Source organism: Lysinibacillus sp. LK3, from assembly GCF_001043675.1.
In the GTDB taxonomy this organism is placed as follows: Bacteria; Bacillota; Bacilli; order Bacillales_A; family Planococcaceae; genus Lysinibacillus; species Lysinibacillus capsici.
In genome coordinates this window covers 397,107-415,856 of sequence record NZ_LDUJ01000014.1, presented here as the reverse complement: position 1 = coordinate 415,856, position 18,750 = coordinate 397,107, and the positions used below count along the sequence as shown (strand labels likewise).

Genomic DNA, 18,750 nt, shown 5'->3' with positions numbered 1-18,750 from the left:
GATACAATACGCCATGACATCATTGCATCCGACTTGTGAATGGTACTTCATACAATTCACTACCTCAGAAACCTATACAGGATGTGCGCGAAGGCTTGCTTGAATTAAATGACGGTTAATAGCATTTAAATAAGCTTTTGCCGATGCTTCTAAAACATCTTGAGAGGAATTACGGCCTGTAGTCGAAACCTCATCATAGCGAATATTAATAACCGCTTCACCCAGTGCATCTCGTCCTTTGCCAACCGATGTCACACGGTAATCAATGACATGTACAGCTCCAGGTACAAGTTGCTCCAGTGTATTAAAAATCGCTTCTACTGAACCAGAGCCAGTAGCTACAACGGTTTTTTCTAGTCCCTCAGGTGTAAGCACAATGGCTGTAGCTGTAGGAATATTTTCAGTACCATATTGCACCTGCACCATTTTCAACTCAAAGAGTGGTACATCTTCTACTTGAACTTGTTGCTCAGTAAGAAGAGTAAGTAAATCTTCCTCTGTAATTTCTTTTTTACGATCAGCCAATTTTTTAAATTCCACAAATGCTTTGTTCAACTTTTCATCAGAAAGATGGAAGCCCATTGTTTCCGCACGATCACGGAAGGCTGCACGACCAGAATGTTTCCCGAGAACTAATGGAATTTCGCCTTCGCCGATTAAAGCAGGTGAAATAATTTCATAGGTTTCTGGATTTTTTAAGACACCGTCTTGATGGATGCCCGATTCGTGTGCAAATGCATTTCTTCCTACAATCGCTTTATTTGGCTGAATCACAACATTTGTCAATTTACTGACTAATTGAGACGTACGTTTAATTTCTTGCAACTGAATGCCCGTTTGCACCTGATAAATATCCTTGCGAATATGAAGTGCTACAGCAATTTCCTCGAGTGCCACATTACCTGCGCGTTCGCCGATACCATTGATTGTTCCTTCGACTTGTGCAGCACCATTTTCTATTGCGGCAATCGTGTTAGCTGTTGCCATCCCTAAATCATCATGACAATGGGCAGAGAATTTCACTTTGTCAGCACCTTTGACATTTTCCAGTAGGAACTTAAATAATGCACCATATTCTTGCGGGGATGCATACCCTACAGTGTCTGGAACATTAATCGTTGTTGCACCAGCAGCAACCACTTCGTTCATAATTCGCACTAAAAATTCACGATCAGAGCGGAATGCATCCTCGGCAGACCATTGTACAAGTGGGAAGTACTTTTTAGCGTATTTAACAGCCTCTACCGCTTGCTCCACCACTTGCTCAGGGGATTTTTTTAATTTGTATTCCATATGAATAGGTGATGTGGCTAGAAAAATGTGAATATGTGGCTGTTGTGCTACTTTTATCGCTTCCCATGTAGCATCAATATCCTTTTGGATACAGCGAGCTAGCCCCGTCACAATGGAATTTTTTACTGTACCTGCAATGCGATGGACTGCATCAAAGTCACCAGGTGACGAAGCAGGAAATCCTGCTTCTATAATTGTCACACCAAGGCGCTCTAATTGTTTGGCAATTTCAATCTTCTCGGCTGTGTTTAAGTTGATCCCAGCAGATTGTTCACCATCGCGAAGCGTAGTATCGAAAATATCAATTTTTCGCACTTGTCGCCACTTCTCTCACAACTTTTTCTTTACCTTCGTTGATGAATGGCATCATAGCACGTAGTTTTGCGCCTACTTCTTCGATTTGATGGTTCGCACCAGCTTCTTTGAATTTTGTATATTCTGGACGACCATTTTCATTTTCTTGAATCCAACGACGAGCAAATGTACCATCTTGGATATCTGTTAATACGTCTTTCATACGAGCTTTTACAGACTCATCGATAATGCGTGGTCCTGCAACATAATCTCCCCACTCTGCTGTATCTGAAACTGAGTAGCGCATTGTTGCCATACCGCCCTCAAACATTAGGTCAACAATTAATTTAAGTTCATGTAGTGTTTCAAAGTAGGCTAATTCTGGTTGATAACCAGCTTCTACTAATGTTTCGAATCCTGCTCTTACTAGTTGTGTTGCACCACCACAAAGTACCGCTTGTTCACCGAATAAATCTGTCTCTGTTTCTTCTTTGAATGTTGTTTCAAGAAGCCCACCACGTGCAGCACCGATTCCTTTACCATACGCAAGTGCTAAATCTTTTGCTTGGCCTGTAGCATCTTGGTGAATAGCGAATAGTCCTGGTACCCCAGCACCTTCTTGGAATTGACGACGAACTAGATGTCCTGGTCCTTTTGGTGCTACTAAAAATACGTCAACGTCTGCTGGTGGTGTAATTTGACCGAAATGGATATTGAAGCCGTGTGCAAACATCAATGCTTTACCAGCTTGTAAATGTGGCGCAATTTCCGCTTCATAAACTGCTTTTTGGCGCTCATCTGGTAGTAGAATTTGGATAACATCTGCTTCTTGTGCTGCTTCAGCCACTGTTTTCACGTCAATACCATCTGCTTTTGCCGCATCGAAGGATCCACCTGGACGAACCCCTACTACCACGTCAAAACCTGATTCTTTAAGGTTTAAAGCATGTGCATGACCTTGTGAACCGTAACCGATAATTGCGATTTTCTTTCCTTTTAATACGTCCTCGTTGATATTTTGCTCATAGTACATTGTAGCCATTGTTAATTTCCTCCTAGAATATGTTTTGTTTTTTATAGCTTTAGATACTTGCTCTGTCTATAAAGCTATTCATTTTTATATGCAAACTATTTTAAAATAGAGAGCTGCGGGTTTGAGACTTTTTGTGTTTCACGAACGGAGGCAGTTGCCCCTGTACGTGTAAGTTCTTTAATGCCATATGGTCGAATGAGTTCGATAAAGGCATCAATCTTCTCTGGATGCCCTACTACTTGATACGTCACAACATTTTTGGCTGTATCAATAATTTGGGCGCGGAACGGTTCAACAATTGAATTCATTTCCAAACGTAAATTTGGTGGGGAAATCACCTTTACTAGTGCTAGCTCTCGCAGAACAATCGATTTATCGGTAATGTCATTGACCTTTAACACATCAATTTGCTTGGATAGCTGTTTCACTAGTTGCTCAATTTTGCGTTCGTCCTCTATATTGACAACGAAGGTCATCTTTGAAAAATTCGGTTGCTCCGTATGACCTACTGTAATCGATTCAATATTGAACTGACGCTTCATCAATAAACCTGTCAAACGGTTTAATACACCACTTTGGTTAATCACAGTTACGGTAATTACTCGCTTCAATTTTTTTTCACCCCAATCATTTCATGTAAGCCTGTGCCAGGTGCTACCATTGGGTAAACACATTCAAGCTGTTTCACTCGACAGTCAATTAATACTGGCTCATCAGACAGCAGTGCCTCACGGAAAATAGACTTTGCTTCATCGATTGTGTTAATACGATAACCTTTAATGTTATAAGCATCAGCTAACTTAACAAAATCTGGTTGGATCGGCATAAGTGATGATGAATAGCGCTCTTCATAGAATGTTTGTTGCCATTGACGCACCATGCCAAGACAGCTATTATTCAAAATCACTATTTTTACTGGTAAGTTAAATTCCTGTAGGATGGATAGCTCCTGTGCCGTCATTTGGAATCCTGCATCTCCTACAATCGAAATAACTTTTTTGTCTGGCTTCGCAAATTGGGCGCCAATTGCGGCCGGGAAGCCGAAGCCCATCGTACCAAGTCCACCAGACGTTACCCATGAATGATCATTATTTAAATGATAATATTGCGCTGCCCACATTTGATGCTGCCCAACATCTGTCGTCACAATGGCATTACCTTCAGTTACCTTGTGCACTAATTGCAATGCCTCTTGTGGTAGGATTTCTTGCGTATTTGTATCCTTGCAATACCATAATGGATATTCCATCGCATGATTCCTTAAATAAGCTAACCAATCGGCTGTATCAGGACCTTGGAAATCCTTTTTCAATAGTGCTTTTAAAGCCTCCTTGGCATCAGCAACAATTGGAATATCTGTCGGTACATTTTTGCCAATTTCAGCAGGATCAATATCGATATGGATAATCGTTGCATTTGGTGCAAATGTAGCTAGATTACCTGTTAGACGATCATCAAATCGTGCCCCAATATTGAGTAATAAATCCGATTTTGTGATCGCTGTATTTGCTGTAGCTGTACCATGCATCCCAGCCATCCCAAGGAATAAGTCATGTTCACCATGGATGGAGCCCAATCCTAGCAATGTATTCGTTACTGGAATACGATATTTTTCTGCGAAAGTCGTTAATTCCTGACGTGCATCTGCAAAAAGAACACCTGCACCCGCTAAGATGATTGGGTTTTTTGCCAATGAAATGGCTTGAATCGCCTTTTGGACTTGTAAATAATTTGGTTTATATGTTGGCTGATAGCCTGGTAAATAAATTTCATCAGGTGCTTGCGGTGGATTCTCTACATCAAACAACATTTGGGAAACGTTTTTTGGGAAATCCACGACAACTGGTCCCTTACGACCTGTGCTAGCGATATGGAAAGCTTCCTTCACAATGCGGGGAATATCATTGACATCCTGCACCTGATAGTTGTGCTTTGTAATCGGTGTTGTAATCCCCATAATATCGGCTTCTTGGAAAGCATCTGTTCCGATCACAGATGTCGCAACCTGTCCTGTAAAAACAACCAATGGAATAGAGTCGATCATGGCATCCGCAATACCTGTTACAAGGTTTGTTGCACCAGGTCCACTTGTGGCAATAACAACGCCCGTTTTACCTGAAACACGAGCATAGCCTTCCGCCGCATGAATAGCACCCTGTTCATGTCTTGTTAAAATATGGCGAATTGGGTTTTTATACATCGCATCATAAATTTGTAATACGGCTCCTCCTGGATAGCCAAAGACAATTTCAACCCCTTGATCGTGCAATGCCTGCACTAATACATCTGCACCGTCCTTCGCTTGATAGGTTTGTTCAGCTGTTGCTGTTGTAGCTAATTGTTCTTGTTCATTGATTGAAACATTCGCACTCATCAAATTATGCCTCCTTCATTTCTTTCAAACTCACACATCAGTGTTGTAGATTAGTGAAGTGTCAATAGCTGGATTGACTATTCCTCTCATCCTTTTCGTTGAGAGGCTGTTCAATTGCATCGTGAAAATAATAAAAAGCCTTTTTCTCCACACGCAAAGAACTACCTTACGTAGGGATGAAAAAGACTTTCCATGGTACCACCCTTTTTTATAGCAAATAATTGCTACCTCGCGAATAAATGACTGCATTTATGCACCAATGCGAAAGACATCGCATCCAATATAGTGCCATAAAACATTTATTCATTAATAACGAGCACTTTCGACTATGCCCGGAGCTATCTAATGGTGTTAACACGTTTAATAGCCCACTCCGAGGGGATGTCGGATCTAGTTGTATCGCCGGCTTCCAGCACGACCGGCTCTCTGGTAGATACAAGGCTCTAGAACCTTTAACCTCATCAACGTTTTTATTTATCTAGTTGTTAAATTTTCATTACGCCTCCAGTGGAAGCGCTCGTCACTAATTTTGAATATCTTGCTAACCAACCACGTTTGATTTTTGGCTCAAAGACTGGTAATTTTGCACGACGTTCAGCTAAAACTTCATCTGAAACTTGTAAATTAATCGTACGATTTGGTAGATCAATTTCGATAATATCTCCGTTTTCTACTAAAGCGATTGGACCGCCTTCAGCAGCTTCTGGTGAAATATGGCCAATTGAAATACCACGAGATGCACCTGAGAAACGACCATCTGTAATTAATGCAACCTTTGTACCAAGGCCTCGACCTTGAATGGCAGATGTTGGTGCAAGCATTTCTGGCATCCCTGGGCCACCCTTAGGTCCTTCATAGCGAATGACGACTACATGGCCCTCTTTCACCGTTCCATTATCAATGTTTTCTTGTGCTGCTTCTTGTGAATCAAAGACAATTGCCTCGCCCTTGAATACTTTGATAGAAGGATCAACGGCCCCTACTTTAATAACAGAGCCATCTGGTGCGATGTTACCGAATAAAACTGATAATCCACCTACAGCACTATACGGATTGTCTTTTGTTCGAATGACTTGATCATTCGTGATGTGATAATCTTTGACAAGCTCACCCATTGTAACGCCTGCTACGGTTGGACGGTCTGGATGAATAGCACCTGGAATAGATGTTAATTCATTAATAATGGCACTTACTCCACCCGCTTTATTAATATCATCCATTGAAATATCTGAAGCAGGCATGATTTTTGCTAAATAAGGCACTCTTTCCGCTACTTTATTAATATCTTCAATGTTGTAATCTATTTCGGCTTCATTGGCAATTGCTAATGTATGAAGAACTGTATTTGTGGAGCCCCCCATTGCCATATCAAGAGCAAAAGCATCATCAATTGCCTCTTTTGTAATAATATCGCGAGGTTTAACGTCTTCCTTGACCATGCGAATTAATTGCTTAGCTGCTTCTTTAATCAGCTTGTGACGCTCTTCAGAAGTGGCAACGATTGTACCATTTCCAGGTAAAGCAACACCAAGCATTTCCATTAAGCAGTTCATGGAATTTGCTGTAAACATGCCTGAGCATGAACCACACGTCGGACAAGCATTATTCTCAATATCCAACAGCTCTTCCGCAGACATTTTTCCTGATTTGTGTGCTCCTACACCTTCAAACACAGATGTTAAGGAAAGCTGTTTCCCTGCTGCAGAAGTTCCTGCCTCCATTGGACCACCTGAAACAAAGATAGATGGTACATTCGTACGAACTGCTGCCATAAGCATTCCTGGTGTAATTTTGTCACAGTTTGGAATATAAAATACGCCATCAAACCAATGTGCATTAATAACTGTTTCAGCAGAGTCTGCTATAATTTCACGACTTGGTAAGGAATAACGCATACCAATATGCCCCATTGCAATACCATCATCGACACCAATTGTATTAAATTCGAATGGAATACCACCCGCTTCAATAATAGCTTCTTTCACTACATCAGCGAACGTACGTAAATGAACGTGACCTGGTATTATGTCGATATAAGAGTTACAAACCCCAATAAATGGTTTGCCTAGATCTTTTGCTTTTACTTTGCCTGTTGCATATAAAAGACTTCGATGTGGCGCTCGATCTACGCCTACTTTAATCATGTCACTTCTCATTTTAAACGCCCCTCATTGCTATCCATACTATGTTCGTTGCTATAGACAAAATGTTCTGTCTTTTTAATTTTTGTTTATAGAGTAATAGCCTCTTAGACGACTACTGCTGTAACGAACGTGTTAAATTGTTGTTATCATAGTACGAAAAAAAGGTCTCGTCAACACTATTTTTTGAATTGTTTAAACAATTAAAAAAATCTGTCAAAATTGAAATCGTTTACATGCTGATTAAGCATCAGTTTTATCTCGCTTTGATAAAAATTTTGACATTTCGTTCAAATTTTAATTTTTTAATAATAAACAAAAATGGATAAATAAAAAATTCCCATATATTTGAATAAGCTAAGTTATCCAATCCTAGAGATAACGCTTACAATAGAAACAACTTTTTTAAGTATCCTGTAAAAAATATTTGTTCAGGATCGTATTGGTGTCGAATGCTTAAAAACCTTTCAATCTCTGGATACAACGCATAGACCGTTTGCGCTGTTAAATGATGTTGTTTTCCCCAGTGAGGACGACCTTCATATTTTTGCATCAATGTATGCACCCATTTAAAGTAAGGCTCTTCTGCCATTCCCTTATACATATGAAAGGCTATAAAAGCCGACTCACGCCCTTGTGTTGGACTTAAAAAACCTGCTTCGCCTGCAGTTGTTCGACACTCTAAAGGAAAATGAACATTAAAAGTCCCTTTTTTAAAGGTTGCATGGATTTCCTCCAAACAAGCTTCAAACTGTGATAAAGGGATGGCATATTCACTCTCTTGAAACTTCACGCTACGAGGTGAGGGATAAATTTCATAGCTTATCCCTACTTTTTCACTTTCTACCACATTGGCAGCCGCTATCTTGCTCATGGCACCACTTAAACCTGGTTTCCACTTACAAAGCTCTGACATCGCAAAGAAAGCCCCGTTTTCTACTATTTGTAGCTTTAACGTTTCTATTTTTTTATTCCATTCACTTTGAAAAACAGGCGCGACCGCATTCATCCGTTTTACTTGAATTGTTTCACTACCAGGGAAATAAAACCACTCCACATGACGATGTTGACGAATATCCCCCGCAAATAACGAGAGACCATTTGTCAATGTTTCTCTTGCCCCCACATAATGCAAACCATATAGTGGTATGACCTTAATCGTTACTTTGACCAGAACACCTAGCATCCCAAGAGATACATGCAGCGCTTCAGATAAATCATCCATACCTCTCCTATGTTCCTGATAAGTACCAGTACCGTCTATAAATCCCCATGCCTGGACAGCTGACGATAGAGAACCAAGTGTAACCCCTGTGCCATGTGTGCCAGTTGACACTGCCCCTGCAATGGTTTGCTCCTGTATATCGCCCATATTGATTAACGCAAAACCGTGTTTCGCTAGCATTGGTCCAATTTCATATAGGTAGGTCCCCGCCCATAATGTTGCCTCCTGCCTTTCCTCATTCACAGCGATTAATCCACGCAGATTATGTAAGGAAATTGCTATATGCTCAGGCATAGCCACAGCGCTAAAAGAATGAGCAGCACCTGTGACACGGATTGTCTTTCCTGATTGACACGCATGCTTCACAATTGCTGAAACTTCATCAATAGAGTGTGGTAAATACATTTCACTCGGATAGGAAATAACATTCCCAGCCCAGTTTGTCCACTTTTCACCATTTCGCCATTTTTCTATAGAAAACATTGTCCATCTCCCCTATATGTTGTGTAATGTCCTGCATACTTGTCCCCACGAATAGCATGCAGGACCTGAAAACGCTCACAAAGCTCTCCTGCCTTCGCATGTCGAAAATAAATGGTATCGCCAATATTGATACTCTTTCCTTTGACCTTAATAGGTGTTTGCACTTCCCCTGCGCCTTCTAGGCTAAGATATGCAAAAGTGGTAGGGTCATAGAATACAGGCAAACGATCCATCCCAATGGCTCCAGAAGCCGTATAGCCTCCCCCATGACAAACAACGATATTTTTTTCAGGCATTCTTGTTACACGTAAGGCAAATCCAGCAGCCTTTTCTAGCTGTAAATGTGTAAATTGATCGAACAATGCTGGTGCATAAAAAGCCGAGCCAACTGTAATTTCCGTTACTTCCTTCTGTTGATTGGTGTACGTCATACTTCCTGATCCTCCACCATTAACAAAGCGTAGATTTGGAAAATAAGCCTTGATATGGGCGATCGCTAATCGACGAAACTGCGTTACTTGCTTTTTGGCTTGTACTTGCATGGCTTCTATGACTCTACCTTTTAAAGCATTTGCAGGACGATTGCCAACCCCTGCTATTTGAGCCTCATAGCCCATCGCTCCTACCACTTCAATTACAGGGGTGTTTTGAATGGTTTGTAAAAAAGGTGTCAACGTTTCAAGAGAAGACAATGACGAACGTTTTGTTCCAAAATACAATACTTTAAAATCATTAGAAACATTAAGATCAATGCAAACCTGTACACGTACGCCAATCTCTTGTCCTAATTTCGCCAATAGTTGGATATGTTCTGGTCTGTCTACCATAAAGGTGACGATTTTTCCTTCCTTTACAAAATGCAACAATCGACGAATCGTTGCTTCCTCCATTACTGGATAGCCAAGCAATAAGTCATCAAACTGCTGCTCTAATAAAAAAAGGGTCTCTGCTGCAGTAAATGTCATAAACCCCACAACATTCACAAGTTTTTTTTGTATATAACGAAGGACCTCAATAGAACGAATCGATTTTGTTGCAATACGAATTTGTTTTCCCCCACAAGCATCTTGAACCATTTGTATATTTTTATCTAGTGCATCTAAATCTAACCATGCAAATGGTCTTTCCAAATCACAAAATGCTTGATCCAATCTTGACGTCATTTCATCACTCCCTTGTATAAACTATGTATTTGACATTTAACAGAATAATTCCTTTTTTCAGTTAATTAAGCAAAATAAAACAACCGTGAGCCTGTTTTACAATAAGACTACACGGTTGTTTTAATATGGGATAAACATTTCATTCACCTTTCTATTAAATTGGTTACGATGCGTATAAGAAATCAGCTGCAAGATTTAGCATTACTAATAAATGCAAACCAGCAATTAAAAAGCCTTGACGATTTAAACGTTTCATAACAGCCATATTCATATGACCACGCTCCTTTTCTACATTATAATCCCTTTATACAGAATTTTCAAACTATTAAAAAGTGGAAATTTACCCATTTTTCTTTTTCTACACAAAAAATTCTCCCAAAGAAATAAGGAATCGCACATAGAATTGACATTCTGTTTCAATAAAAAATAATGTATTTTTTCACGAATGAAAAGGTTATTGTAGTAAATAATTTAGTTAAATGGCTGTTTTTTATTGTTACTGGCGATTGGGCGTTGCATGCATTTTTGGTACGAATTGAATACATGAACATACTATAGAAGTAAGCGATAATCGGTGTATGTACAATATAGAAGTAATTGTAGTTAATGTGGACATTTTCACGGTAGTTTATGCAGGTGGATTAGCTATAAAGTGAGCACAGCAAAGGAGCTGCATTCACTTGTCTACAGCCTTATTTACAACATGTAATAATTACTAAACAAAATCACAGTGTTTAATCTACTCCATTCAGGGTATAACTAAGTAATCGCCATTATATCTTAAATTTAAGGAGATGAAAGTAATGATTAGTTTCATTTGGTATTTAATTATTGGAGGAATTCTTGGATGGCTAGCTGGCGTCATTTTAGGTAAAGATGTACCAGGCGGCATCATCGGGAATATTATTGCAGGGATTGTCGGTTCTTGGATTGGTAGTATGGTTTTAGGGAACTGGGGCTGGAGAGTAAGTGATTTCTACGTGTTCCCAGCACTAATCGGTGCCATCGTGTTGATCTTTATCGTCAGCCTTATTTTAAAAGGTATGCGTAAAGCAACTTAAATATGTAATGAAGAGCCATCCAATGTGATGGCTCTTTATTTTTTTTCATGTAAGAGAACAGCTGCTTGGAGCTCATCGTGAAAATCATCATACAACTGGTAGTAATATAACACATCCTCAACATATTTCTCGCTATGGTTGTATTGATAAACAGCTTTCTTAATATTCCCTGTCGCAGCACCGTATTTGGATAAGTAATTCGCAGCACTAAATACTGCATCCTCAATATCATAGGGATCAGCTATTCCATCCCCATTTGCGTCAACGCCATATCCTCCATATTTAGCAATTGTCTCAGGACTCATCAATTCAGTTTTTGTGATGCTTCCTTTTCCCAAACCTGAGCATGTGGGATGCTGCCAGCCAACGAATGTACAGGGCATGAATTGCATATGCCCCTCTGCCCCAGCAGATGATACCATTGATTTTACCGTAGAGAACCGTGTTTCAATACGATGATGCGCAGCAAGTAATGTCCAGGGTACACCATATTTTTCTTCTGCAGCTACATAAACGGAAATGTATTGCTCAGGAATTTTCATATCGAAATGCTGTTGAATCTCCTCAATTGCCTTTTGCTGGACAAGCTTTTCGAATATCGGTAATGTTTGAAGCTCCTTCCAAGCAAAAAATGTGAAAACATACACGGTAATTGCAATTGGAATCAATAATGCTATCATACCCAATTTTGTCGCGGGTGATAACAGAGGTTTGTTATTCTTTTTCTTTGCCATACGTCACACCTAATCTAGTATTCTTTTTCTATATTACCAAATTTTCCGTAATGTGCAGTATATCTTTTCATTTTGAAAGAATGAAGTCTTCCACATCTATGAAAGTACATCATTTCCACCATGAAAGCAGTTGAAAGGTTTGCTAAAAATATAGTAAAATACAGATTGATTCGTTTATTGGATAATAATAGGGAGGAATTTATTTTGTGGAAAGACTTTAAAGAATTTGCGATGAAAGGCAATATTGTCGATCTAGCAGTAGCAGTAGTCATTGGTGGTGCTTTCGGTAAAATTGTTACCTCCTTAGTTGAAAATATCATCATGCCATTAGTCGGTGTTTTAACAGGTGGTATTGATTTAACAAAGAGTTTTGTTTTTGGCTCAGGTGAAGCCCAAATCAATTTTGGTGTATTTCTACAATCCATCATTGATTTTTTAATCATAGCATTTGCCATTTTTATGGCCTTACGAATTATGACAAAGCTCACACGTAAAAAAGAAGAAGCAGTCGTGGAAGAACCAGCACCTGAACTCGATGCCAAAGAAGAGCTTCTCAAAGAAATTCGCGACTTGCTAAAAAAAGAACAAGCCTAACATGTTGTTAAAGCATCTGTCTCTCAAAGGAGGCAGATGTTTTTATTTTGTCTCCTTTACTTGTGTTCTAACCGCTACTTCAAAACCTATCCCCCACTTTGTCTGCTCTATCCACCACTTTTCGCGTTGTATCCGCCACTTTTTACGTTCTATCCGCTACTTCAGAACCTATCCCCCACTTTGTCCGCTCTATCCCTCATTTTTTACGTTGTATCCGCTACTTTCTATCTTGTATCCGTAACTTGAAACTATCCTCTCTTTAGCTCTATCTTTATCCTGGAATCTCCTACTATTCCTAGGTGATTAACTATAAATAATCTAGCTAATTTTCAGAAATCACCTTGTTCTTCTTTAGTATCCATGTTAAATTGGTAACAATTATTGAGAATACTATTAAATTGAAAGCAAAAGTTGTTGCTTTTAATAATATTGAAGAAAAGAGTGACGTCATGACATTAAACAGAAGTATTGAAACAAAGCTTGTACAACTTGGTAATTTAAGTGACCCAGCAACAGGAGCTGTGAGCCCACCCATTCATTTATCGACTGCTTATAAACATACTGGGATTGGTGAATCTACTGGTTTTGACTATACACGTACAAAAAATCCTACACGTGCTCTTTTAGAAGCAGGAATTGCTGATTTAGAGGGTGGCGATATGGGCTTTGCCTGTAGTTCCGGGATGGCTGCCATTCAATTGGTGTTATCCCTATTTAAACCAGGCGATGAATTAGTCGTGCCAGATGATTTATATGGTGGTACATATAGACTTTTTAATTTCTTCCAAGATACTTATAATATTAAGCCTGTTTATTCAAAATTTGAATCGGTTGAACAGGTGGAAGCATTAATGAATGAAAATACACGTGCAATATTTATTGAAACACCAACAAATCCACTTATGCAGGAGTTTGATTTACAAGTGTATGCGGAGTTAGCACATAAGCATGGGGCATGGTTAATTGTGGATAATACTTTTTATACGCCTTACTTCCAACGCCCTATTGAATTAGGCGCAGATATTGTGCTTCATTCTGCAACGAAGTATATTGGTGGTCATAATGATGTTTTAGCTGGGCTAGTGGTTGCTAAAGGCACAGAATTAGCCGAACGCATTGGCTTTATTCATAATGGTAGTGGCATGGTGCTAGGAGCTATGGATTCATGGTTACTTATTCGTGGTCTAAAAACAATGCATCTACGCTTAAAGCAACATGATGCCAATGCGAAGGCGATTGCTGCTTACTTAGAGGAAGAAGAGTTAGTGACCGATGTCCTTTACACTGGAAAAGGTGGCATGCTGTCATTCCGCTTGCAAAAGCCTGAGTGGATTGACCCATTCCTTCGTAACTTAAAGTTAATTACTTTTGCTGAAAGTCTTGGCGGTGTCGAAAGCTTTATTACGTATCCTGCTACACAAACACATGCAGATATGCCTTATGAAGAGCGTGTGGAGCGTGGCGTTTGTGATCGTTTATTACGCTTCTCTGTTGGCATTGAGGAACCAGAAGATTTAATTGCAGACTTACGACAAGTGTTTGATATCCTTAGAAAAGAGGCGTAATTGATGAAGCAACGTATTGAAACAAGCCTCATTCACGCAGGTGTTCGTGATGGCTATAGTAATAAAAAAGGGGCTGTTAACGTCCCAATGTATCTGTCCTCTACTTTCCATCAAGAAAGTATAGATGAATTTGGAGAATATGATTATGCTCGTTCAGGCAACCCTACAAGAGATGCGTTAGAAAAAGCTGTAGCAGAGCTTGAGGGTGGCGTTCGTGCCCATGCATTTTCATCTGGTATCGCTGCCGTATCAGCAGCATTAATGCTGTTATCGCAGGGAGATCATATCGTCATGACTGAGGATGTTTATGGTGGAACCTATCGTTTTGTAACAAAGGTGTTGCCGCGCTTTGGGATTTCCCATACATTTGTAGATTTTACGGATCTAGCAGCTGTAGAAGCAGCAATCACGCCAGCTACAAAACTACTTTATATGGAAACACCATCAAATCCAACGTTAGGCATTACAGATATTCGTGGTGTAGTGGCGCTTGCCAAGCAACACCACTGCCTTACATTCTTGGATAATACTTTTATGACACCGTTACACCAACGCCCACTAGAACTTGGTGTAGATGTCGTCATTCATAGTGCAACGAAGTTTTTATCTGGACATTCTGATATTATTGCTGGCTTAACGGTTACTGCCGATGAAAAGCTAGGTCAGGATCTCTACTTTATCCAAAATTCATTCGGTAATATTTTAGGTGTACAGGATTCATTCACACTACTACAAAACATCAAAACAACAGATGTACGTTTTAGTCGTTCTGCTGAATCTGCACAAAAAATTGCTGTGTATTTGGCTAGCAATCCACTAGTTGAGCAGGTCTACTATCCAGGGCTTGCTTCACACCCAGGCTACGCTATTCATCAGCGTCAAAGCACAAGTCCTGGGGCCGTTTTATCCTTCCGACTACCAAGCTATGCAGCTGCCAAGGCATTGGTTGAGGCGATGACAATTCCAGTATTTGCGGTCTCTCTTGGAGGAGTAGAATCTATCCTTTCTTACCCTGCAAAAATGAGTCATGCGGCTATGGAGCCTGAAGAGCGTGCTAAACGAGGCATCACAGATGGTCTTCTACGTTTTTCTGTAGGACTTGAGCATGTTGATGATTTAATTGCTGATTTTGCACAAGCCCTAGAGATTGCTGCCAAGGCTTAATTGAATCAACATAAAAACCGCGTCCAATTGACGCGGTTTTATTATAATAGGTTCAATTTCTCACCTTTGCTAACAATCGGTATAAATAATCGCCATGCCCCTTTGCTAGCAGGGCATCTTGCTCAGCTGAAATCCAATAGAATGAAAAGATTAAATCCCCTTCGTTTAAGCCTGTTGGATGATGTTGCCATGCATCCCGTGTTTCATCGGATGTTAAATGATAAAAATACCGTTTCTGTAAAACACCTGATGGATGATTAAAATAATCCTGTGCTATTAGCGCTTGAACGACAAGTGTGGTTAGACCTGTTTCTTCTAGCATTTCCCGTTTCACAGCATCTAAAGGTGTTTCCCCTTCCTCAACCGTACCTTTGGGCACCTGGATACCTGCCCCAACTGAATTCTGTTCAAATACGAGTACCTGTAATTGATCCTCATGCGTTCTCGTGATATAGCCAAAAGCTTTTTCAATTACTTGCATGAAAGTGACCCCCTTTGAATGATTGAATGTTACAATAAAGAGAAAAATTGGAATAGAAGGTGAAAAGTGTTGACACTTATTATACGACAGATGCAAGAAAATGACATTACTTTTGTACAAGAAATTGCTAGAATAAGCTGGCATCATACATACGAAGGAATCACAGTACAAGAAACTTTTATCAAGTAAAAGATTTATAAAGTAGAGTGTATATTATGATGTCTTCTCAACTAACTAAGTTATACTAATAAGTGGTTGACATATGGGTTTAAACAGTTGATAGTTTTAAAATATATTATTATTACTATCAGAAAAATAACAATGCTTAAATTAAATTTCCAAAAAATACATATTTAATCTATATTTTTTAGAATTAAATATGTATTTTGATTTGAGCAACAACAGTTACTTCTATAGTGATGTAGAGGTTAAATATTAGCTCACTAATATGTACTACCGTTACACAAATAAGTCCTATTTGAGAAAAACTAAGACCGATTTTCTATATGAATAGAAAACCGGTCTTTATAATTATAAACTTTTATCAGTGCAGTAATCCTCTTGCATAGCCTATAGCGGTTTGCACCACTTCGTTATTGCACATACTTGGCACCCACTAAAAAATACCACAAATTTAAAACTTTTTGATACTTTCAAAACTTCATTCTATCTAGTAGGATTCTATACAAAAAATGCACGTATTAGAAAAATTTATTTTAAATTACCAACTACTACGCTTTTGAATTTCATCTGTTTTAGAATCAATATGTTTTGCAAATTCTTTTACTTTTTGAACAGAATCATCAATTTGACGCTTTGTAAATTGTAAACGATTAGCTATGCTCATTAATTGTGAGGGTTCTGGCGGAACAGGCTGATTTGATAACATCATTAATTCTTGTTGAATGGCATCAAAATTAATAGTAGCGTTAGTAATCATGTCACAGGCTAAAACAATTTGAGATGCTGTATGGTCCACTGAATCCGCAATACGTTGATTACTATTCCAAGAACGTCCTCCACCCATAGATGAATTCATATGTTTGCCCCCTATTATTGTATTTTATCTGTTAATTCGTCAATTTCGGCAACCTTTTTACTAACATTATCTGTAAAACCATCAATTTCATCAGTTAATTTATCTACATCCTTGACATTGCGTTGTACTTCGGCAAGATTGTTCAACGTATTATCCACTTTACCTGTAATACCCATAGCTACACTATCTAACATAGCCTTAACGTGTGGGGGTGCTTCTTGACCAACCTGCGCAAGTAACATATCTACAAGCGGTCGTATCTCATTTAAAGTTGTTTGTGCATTAATGAGTTCACGTGAACAAGAATTCAATTCATTATCAATTTTATCTGATGAACGGTCAATATTTGCTTGAATATCTTTAATTTCATTTAATACTTTGTCAATTTTGTTTCCTATTTCCCTTGCTGTCCCTTTTCCGATGAACATGTGATTATGTCCCCCTTATGTATAATGTAAATTCTAACTAATTATAGCATAATCTATTAGTTGTCCTCTATATTTTTTATCAATCGTTTACCTACAAAGATTTAAAGATTTCAAGTTGTATTTGGTAGCTCAATTTTTTCTTACATAAATAACAGTTGTTATACTTTAAGTGTTATAAAAAACAGAAGAAATCTTCATTCTAGGAGGGATCTTAATTCGCTCCATGAAGTCGATAATCAGGACCATATTACTACCGCATCATAGAATTAGGACATTACACCATCTGTAGGTAAAAAAGTTATATTTATCATAAAATTTTAATATCCGTTTAGAGTTAGCTAACAATGAAAATGATTTTTGAGTATCTGTATATTTCTCTTAAAAAATAAGTTGGTATCTTTAAGCACACATTTAATCAATAAAATTATACTTTATGTAAGATTTATCTGCTCCGCTTGGATAACTAGTGCTGTTAAGCCAGTTATACTACCAGATTCATGCGCCTGTCCTTGATGCCATAGTACTCCCTGTCCTGTTTTTATCGTGATTTTTTCACCATCTTCACCACTAATCCATCCCTCTCCATTAATAACGATAAATAGCTGTGGAATGGGGGCGTCATGCAAACCAACCACACCGCCTGGCTCAATATAGATGAAACCAATCGTCGTAGGTACTTCCGTTTTCGTGATTTTTCTATAAAATGTATCAATGGATTGGTATTGATGAATTGGATTTGCTAAATCTTGTGTAAATTGTATGAGTTGCATTTCGCGAAAATCCCTTCCTATTAGGCTAGTTCTTCTTCAGCAAATGCTAAAAGTGTTCCATCTTCTTTTTTAAAATAAAAAGCAAATGCATCATAGCCATTTCTTTTAATCGTTTCCCAGTTAGTGTTTTCTCCATTTATAAGTTGAACATTTTCTTGTTCATCTACCTCATAGTCGTCTATTTCTCCATCATAGTCGATGTTATAGAAAAATGATAATACGACTTCTGTTTCGGGTAAATTATATTTTTCTAGTGGACGGTTGTCACGGTGATTCTCTGTATACGCCTCACAAAATAGCGCATTATAACCATGTAGAGTTGCATCAAAGAGCAAAATTTCCTCGGCAGATAAAGGATCTTTAGCAACGATTCTAGCGGTTGAGCCTGTAATATAAGGCATTTCCTCCCCTTCAATCATTAGCAAATCACCGTAATACCAAATTTCAAATTGTTCATTGCCTGCACTAGAATGAAGCTGAAACTGGGATTCAACGTCATCTATAATTTGGACGTTTCCTGCAAATTGCTGTAGATAAATGGGAATAGGATTAATCATAGCTTTGCTCTCCTTTTCTGTTAGAAATTACTTCCTTACAATATAATACATCTTTCTTAGTCATAAAGAAAAACCCAGAATTTTTTCTGGGCTTGATGACACTTACTTTTCTAGCATGATTAAAACTGACGGGCCTTTGCTTCACTTCGCAAGAGACGGTTATGGAGAGTAATCTCCGTTTCACCATTTACTTGCGATTTTGATCGCTTAATCCTTGACCAGTTGCGGTGGATTTTTTGAGATTTGGGGTCTAGTTGTTCGAACCTACTCATTTTTCATCCTCCTCATCATTATAGATTTCATAAGTGAAATCTTCTTTATTATGACCAGCTAAGGTGAATTTATACTAAT

18 protein-coding genes are annotated in these 18,750 nt (G+C 38.7%); 4 read left to right on the top strand and 14 right to left on the bottom strand.

All coding sequences use genetic code 11. From position 1 onward, the window contains the following. Window positions 1–72: 72 nt before the first annotated feature. The 7 genes from VK91_RS09985 to VK91_RS09955 all read right to left on the bottom strand — a co-directional run bounded on the left by VK91_RS09985 (window position 73) and on the right by VK91_RS09955 (window position 10,006). Window positions 73–1,608, bottom strand: a complete 1,536-nt coding sequence (locus VK91_RS09985; protein WP_048392386.1) for a 2-isopropylmalate synthase — start codon at window positions 1,606–1,608, stop codon at window positions 73–75. Beyond that, complete coding sequence (gene ilvC, locus VK91_RS09980; RefSeq protein WP_016991908.1) at window positions 1,595–2,629, bottom strand: ketol-acid reductoisomerase; 1,035 nt, start codon at window positions 2,627–2,629, stop codon at window positions 1,595–1,597. The genes VK91_RS09985 and ilvC overlap by 14 nt, the downstream gene beginning before the upstream one ends. 86 nt (window positions 2,630–2,715) lie before the next feature. Further along, entirely contained in the window at window positions 2,716–3,231 is a 516-nt protein-coding gene (gene ilvN / locus VK91_RS09975) for an acetolactate synthase small subunit (RefSeq protein ID WP_016991907.1), read from the bottom strand. After that, window positions 3,228–4,994, bottom strand: coding sequence for a biosynthetic-type acetolactate synthase large subunit (gene ilvB, locus VK91_RS09970; protein ID WP_048392385.1), 1,767 nt, complete (start codon window positions 4,992–4,994; stop codon window positions 3,228–3,230). The genes ilvN and ilvB overlap by 4 nt, the downstream gene beginning before the upstream one ends. Before the next feature lie 485 nt (window positions 4,995–5,479). Next, on the bottom strand, window positions 5,480–7,150 hold the full coding sequence (gene ilvD / locus VK91_RS09965; RefSeq protein WP_004231412.1) for a dihydroxy-acid dehydratase: 1,671 nt from the start codon (window positions 7,148–7,150) through the stop codon (window positions 5,480–5,482). A 370-nt stretch (window positions 7,151–7,520) separates the two neighbouring features. Next, the gene (locus tag VK91_RS09960; RefSeq protein WP_048392384.1) at window positions 7,521–8,843 is read right to left on the bottom strand and encodes a D-arabinono-1,4-lactone oxidase; all 1,323 of its coding nucleotides are present in this window, start codon (window positions 8,841–8,843) and stop codon (window positions 7,521–7,523) included. Next, window positions 8,831–10,006: an amino acid deaminase/aldolase gene (locus VK91_RS09955; protein ID WP_048392383.1), complete on the bottom strand. Its 1,176-nt coding sequence runs from the start codon at window positions 10,004–10,006 to the stop codon at window positions 8,831–8,833. The genes VK91_RS09960 and VK91_RS09955 overlap by 13 nt, the downstream gene beginning before the upstream one ends. Window positions 10,007–10,809: 803 nt before the next feature. Here VK91_RS09955 and VK91_RS09950 point away from each other — a divergent pair. After that, window positions 10,810–11,067, top strand: a complete 258-nt coding sequence (locus VK91_RS09950) for a GlsB/YeaQ/YmgE family stress response membrane protein (protein WP_004231402.1) — start codon at window positions 10,810–10,812, stop codon at window positions 11,065–11,067. A 35-nt stretch (window positions 11,068–11,102) separates the two neighbouring features. Here VK91_RS09950 and VK91_RS09945 read toward each other — a convergent pair whose 3' ends face one another. Beyond that, window positions 11,103–11,801 (bottom strand): lytic transglycosylase domain-containing protein, encoded by a 699-nt coding sequence (locus VK91_RS09945; RefSeq protein WP_048392382.1) that lies wholly within the window; start codon window positions 11,799–11,801, stop codon window positions 11,103–11,105. A gap of 204 nt (window positions 11,802–12,005) precedes the next feature. On the opposite strand from VK91_RS09945, the gene mscL reads away from it, so the two are divergent. The 3 genes from mscL (at window position 12,006) to VK91_RS09930 (ending at window position 15,124) form a co-directional block, all read left to right on the top strand. After that, a complete protein-coding gene (gene mscL / locus VK91_RS09940; protein ID WP_009370295.1) occupies window positions 12,006–12,395 on the top strand; it encodes a large conductance mechanosensitive channel protein MscL in 390 nt (129 codons plus the stop codon). A 449-nt stretch (window positions 12,396–12,844) separates the two neighbouring features. Continuing rightward, window positions 12,845–13,960: a methionine biosynthesis PLP-dependent protein gene (locus VK91_RS09935; protein ID WP_048392381.1), complete on the top strand. Its 1,116-nt coding sequence runs from the start codon at window positions 12,845–12,847 to the stop codon at window positions 13,958–13,960. Window positions 13,961–13,963: 3 nt separating this feature from the next. Further along, entirely contained in the window at window positions 13,964–15,124 is a 1,161-nt protein-coding gene (locus VK91_RS09930; protein ID WP_048392380.1) for an aminotransferase class I/II-fold pyridoxal phosphate-dependent enzyme, read from the top strand. A gap of 52 nt (window positions 15,125–15,176) precedes the next feature. Here VK91_RS09930 and VK91_RS09925 read toward each other — a convergent pair whose 3' ends face one another. The 6 genes from VK91_RS09925 to VK91_RS22445 all read right to left on the bottom strand — a co-directional run bounded on the left by VK91_RS09925 (window position 15,177) and on the right by VK91_RS22445 (window position 18,671). Further along, window positions 15,177–15,605 carry an NUDIX domain-containing protein gene (locus VK91_RS09925; RefSeq protein WP_004231389.1) on the bottom strand — a complete coding sequence of 143 codons (429 nt, stop codon included), beginning with the start codon at window positions 15,603–15,605 and terminating at the stop codon, window positions 15,177–15,179. 721 nt (window positions 15,606–16,326) lie between these two features. Next, window positions 16,327–16,644, bottom strand: a complete 318-nt coding sequence (locus tag VK91_RS09920) for a hypothetical protein (protein WP_048392379.1) — start codon at window positions 16,642–16,644, stop codon at window positions 16,327–16,329. A gap of 14 nt (window positions 16,645–16,658) precedes the next feature. Then, a complete protein-coding gene (locus tag VK91_RS09915; protein ID WP_048392378.1) occupies window positions 16,659–17,072 on the bottom strand; it encodes a hypothetical protein in 414 nt (137 codons plus the stop codon). Window positions 17,073–17,503: 431 nt separating this feature from the next. Then, window positions 17,504–17,842, bottom strand: a complete 339-nt coding sequence (locus tag VK91_RS09910; protein WP_048392377.1) for a cupin domain-containing protein — start codon at window positions 17,840–17,842, stop codon at window positions 17,504–17,506. A 20-nt stretch (window positions 17,843–17,862) separates the two neighbouring features. Continuing rightward, on the bottom strand, window positions 17,863–18,399 hold the full coding sequence (locus VK91_RS09905) for a hypothetical protein (protein WP_048392376.1): 537 nt from the start codon (window positions 18,397–18,399) through the stop codon (window positions 17,863–17,865). Window positions 18,400–18,518: 119 nt separating this feature from the next. Then, on the bottom strand, window positions 18,519–18,671 hold the full coding sequence (locus VK91_RS22445; protein WP_004231380.1) for a YpzG family protein: 153 nt from the start codon (window positions 18,669–18,671) through the stop codon (window positions 18,519–18,521). Window positions 18,672–18,750 lie beyond the last annotated feature (79 nt).

What these genes read in the sequence shown, in the direction of transcription:
- ilvC (WP_016991908.1), bottom strand. Translation starts at nt 2,629, where the DNA reads ATGGCTACAATGTACTATGAGCAAAATATCAACGAGGACGTATTAAAA.
- ilvB (WP_048392385.1), bottom strand. Translation starts at nt 4,994, where the DNA reads ATGAGTGCGAATGTTTCAATCAATGAACAAGAACAATTAGCTACAACA.
- ilvD (WP_004231412.1), bottom strand. Translation starts at nt 7,150, where the DNA reads ATGAGAAGTGACATGATTAAAGTAGGCGTAGATCGAGCGCCACATCGA.
- VK91_RS09960 (WP_048392384.1), bottom strand. Translation starts at nt 8,843, where the DNA reads ATGTTTTCTATAGAAAAATGGCGAAATGGTGAAAAGTGGACAAACTGG.
- VK91_RS09955 (WP_048392383.1), bottom strand. Translation starts at nt 10,006, where the DNA reads ATGACGTCAAGATTGGATCAAGCATTTTGTGATTTGGAAAGACCATTT.
- VK91_RS09950 (WP_004231402.1), top strand. Translation starts at nt 10,810, where the DNA reads ATGATTAGTTTCATTTGGTATTTAATTATTGGAGGAATTCTTGGATGG.
- VK91_RS09945 (WP_048392382.1), bottom strand. Translation starts at nt 11,801, where the DNA reads ATGGCAAAGAAAAAGAATAACAAACCTCTGTTATCACCCGCGACAAAA.
- VK91_RS09935 (WP_048392381.1), top strand. Translation starts at nt 12,845, where the DNA reads ATGACATTAAACAGAAGTATTGAAACAAAGCTTGTACAACTTGGTAAT.
- VK91_RS09930 (WP_048392380.1), top strand. Translation starts at nt 13,964, where the DNA reads ATGAAGCAACGTATTGAAACAAGCCTCATTCACGCAGGTGTTCGTGAT.
- VK91_RS09925 (WP_004231389.1), bottom strand. Translation starts at nt 15,605, where the DNA reads ATGCAAGTAATTGAAAAAGCTTTTGGCTATATCACGAGAACGCATGAG.
- VK91_RS09920 (WP_048392379.1), bottom strand. Translation starts at nt 16,644, where the DNA reads ATGAATTCATCTATGGGTGGAGGACGTTCTTGGAATAGTAATCAACGT.
- VK91_RS09915 (WP_048392378.1), bottom strand. Translation starts at nt 17,072, where the DNA reads ATGTTCATCGGAAAAGGGACAGCAAGGGAAATAGGAAACAAAATTGAC.
- VK91_RS09910 (WP_048392377.1), bottom strand. Translation starts at nt 17,842, where the DNA reads ATGCAACTCATACAATTTACACAAGATTTAGCAAATCCAATTCATCAA.
- VK91_RS09905 (WP_048392376.1), bottom strand. Translation starts at nt 18,399, where the DNA reads ATGATTAATCCTATTCCCATTTATCTACAGCAATTTGCAGGAAACGTC.
- VK91_RS22445 (WP_004231380.1), bottom strand. Translation starts at nt 18,671, where the DNA reads ATGAGTAGGTTCGAACAACTAGACCCCAAATCTCAAAAAATCCACCGC.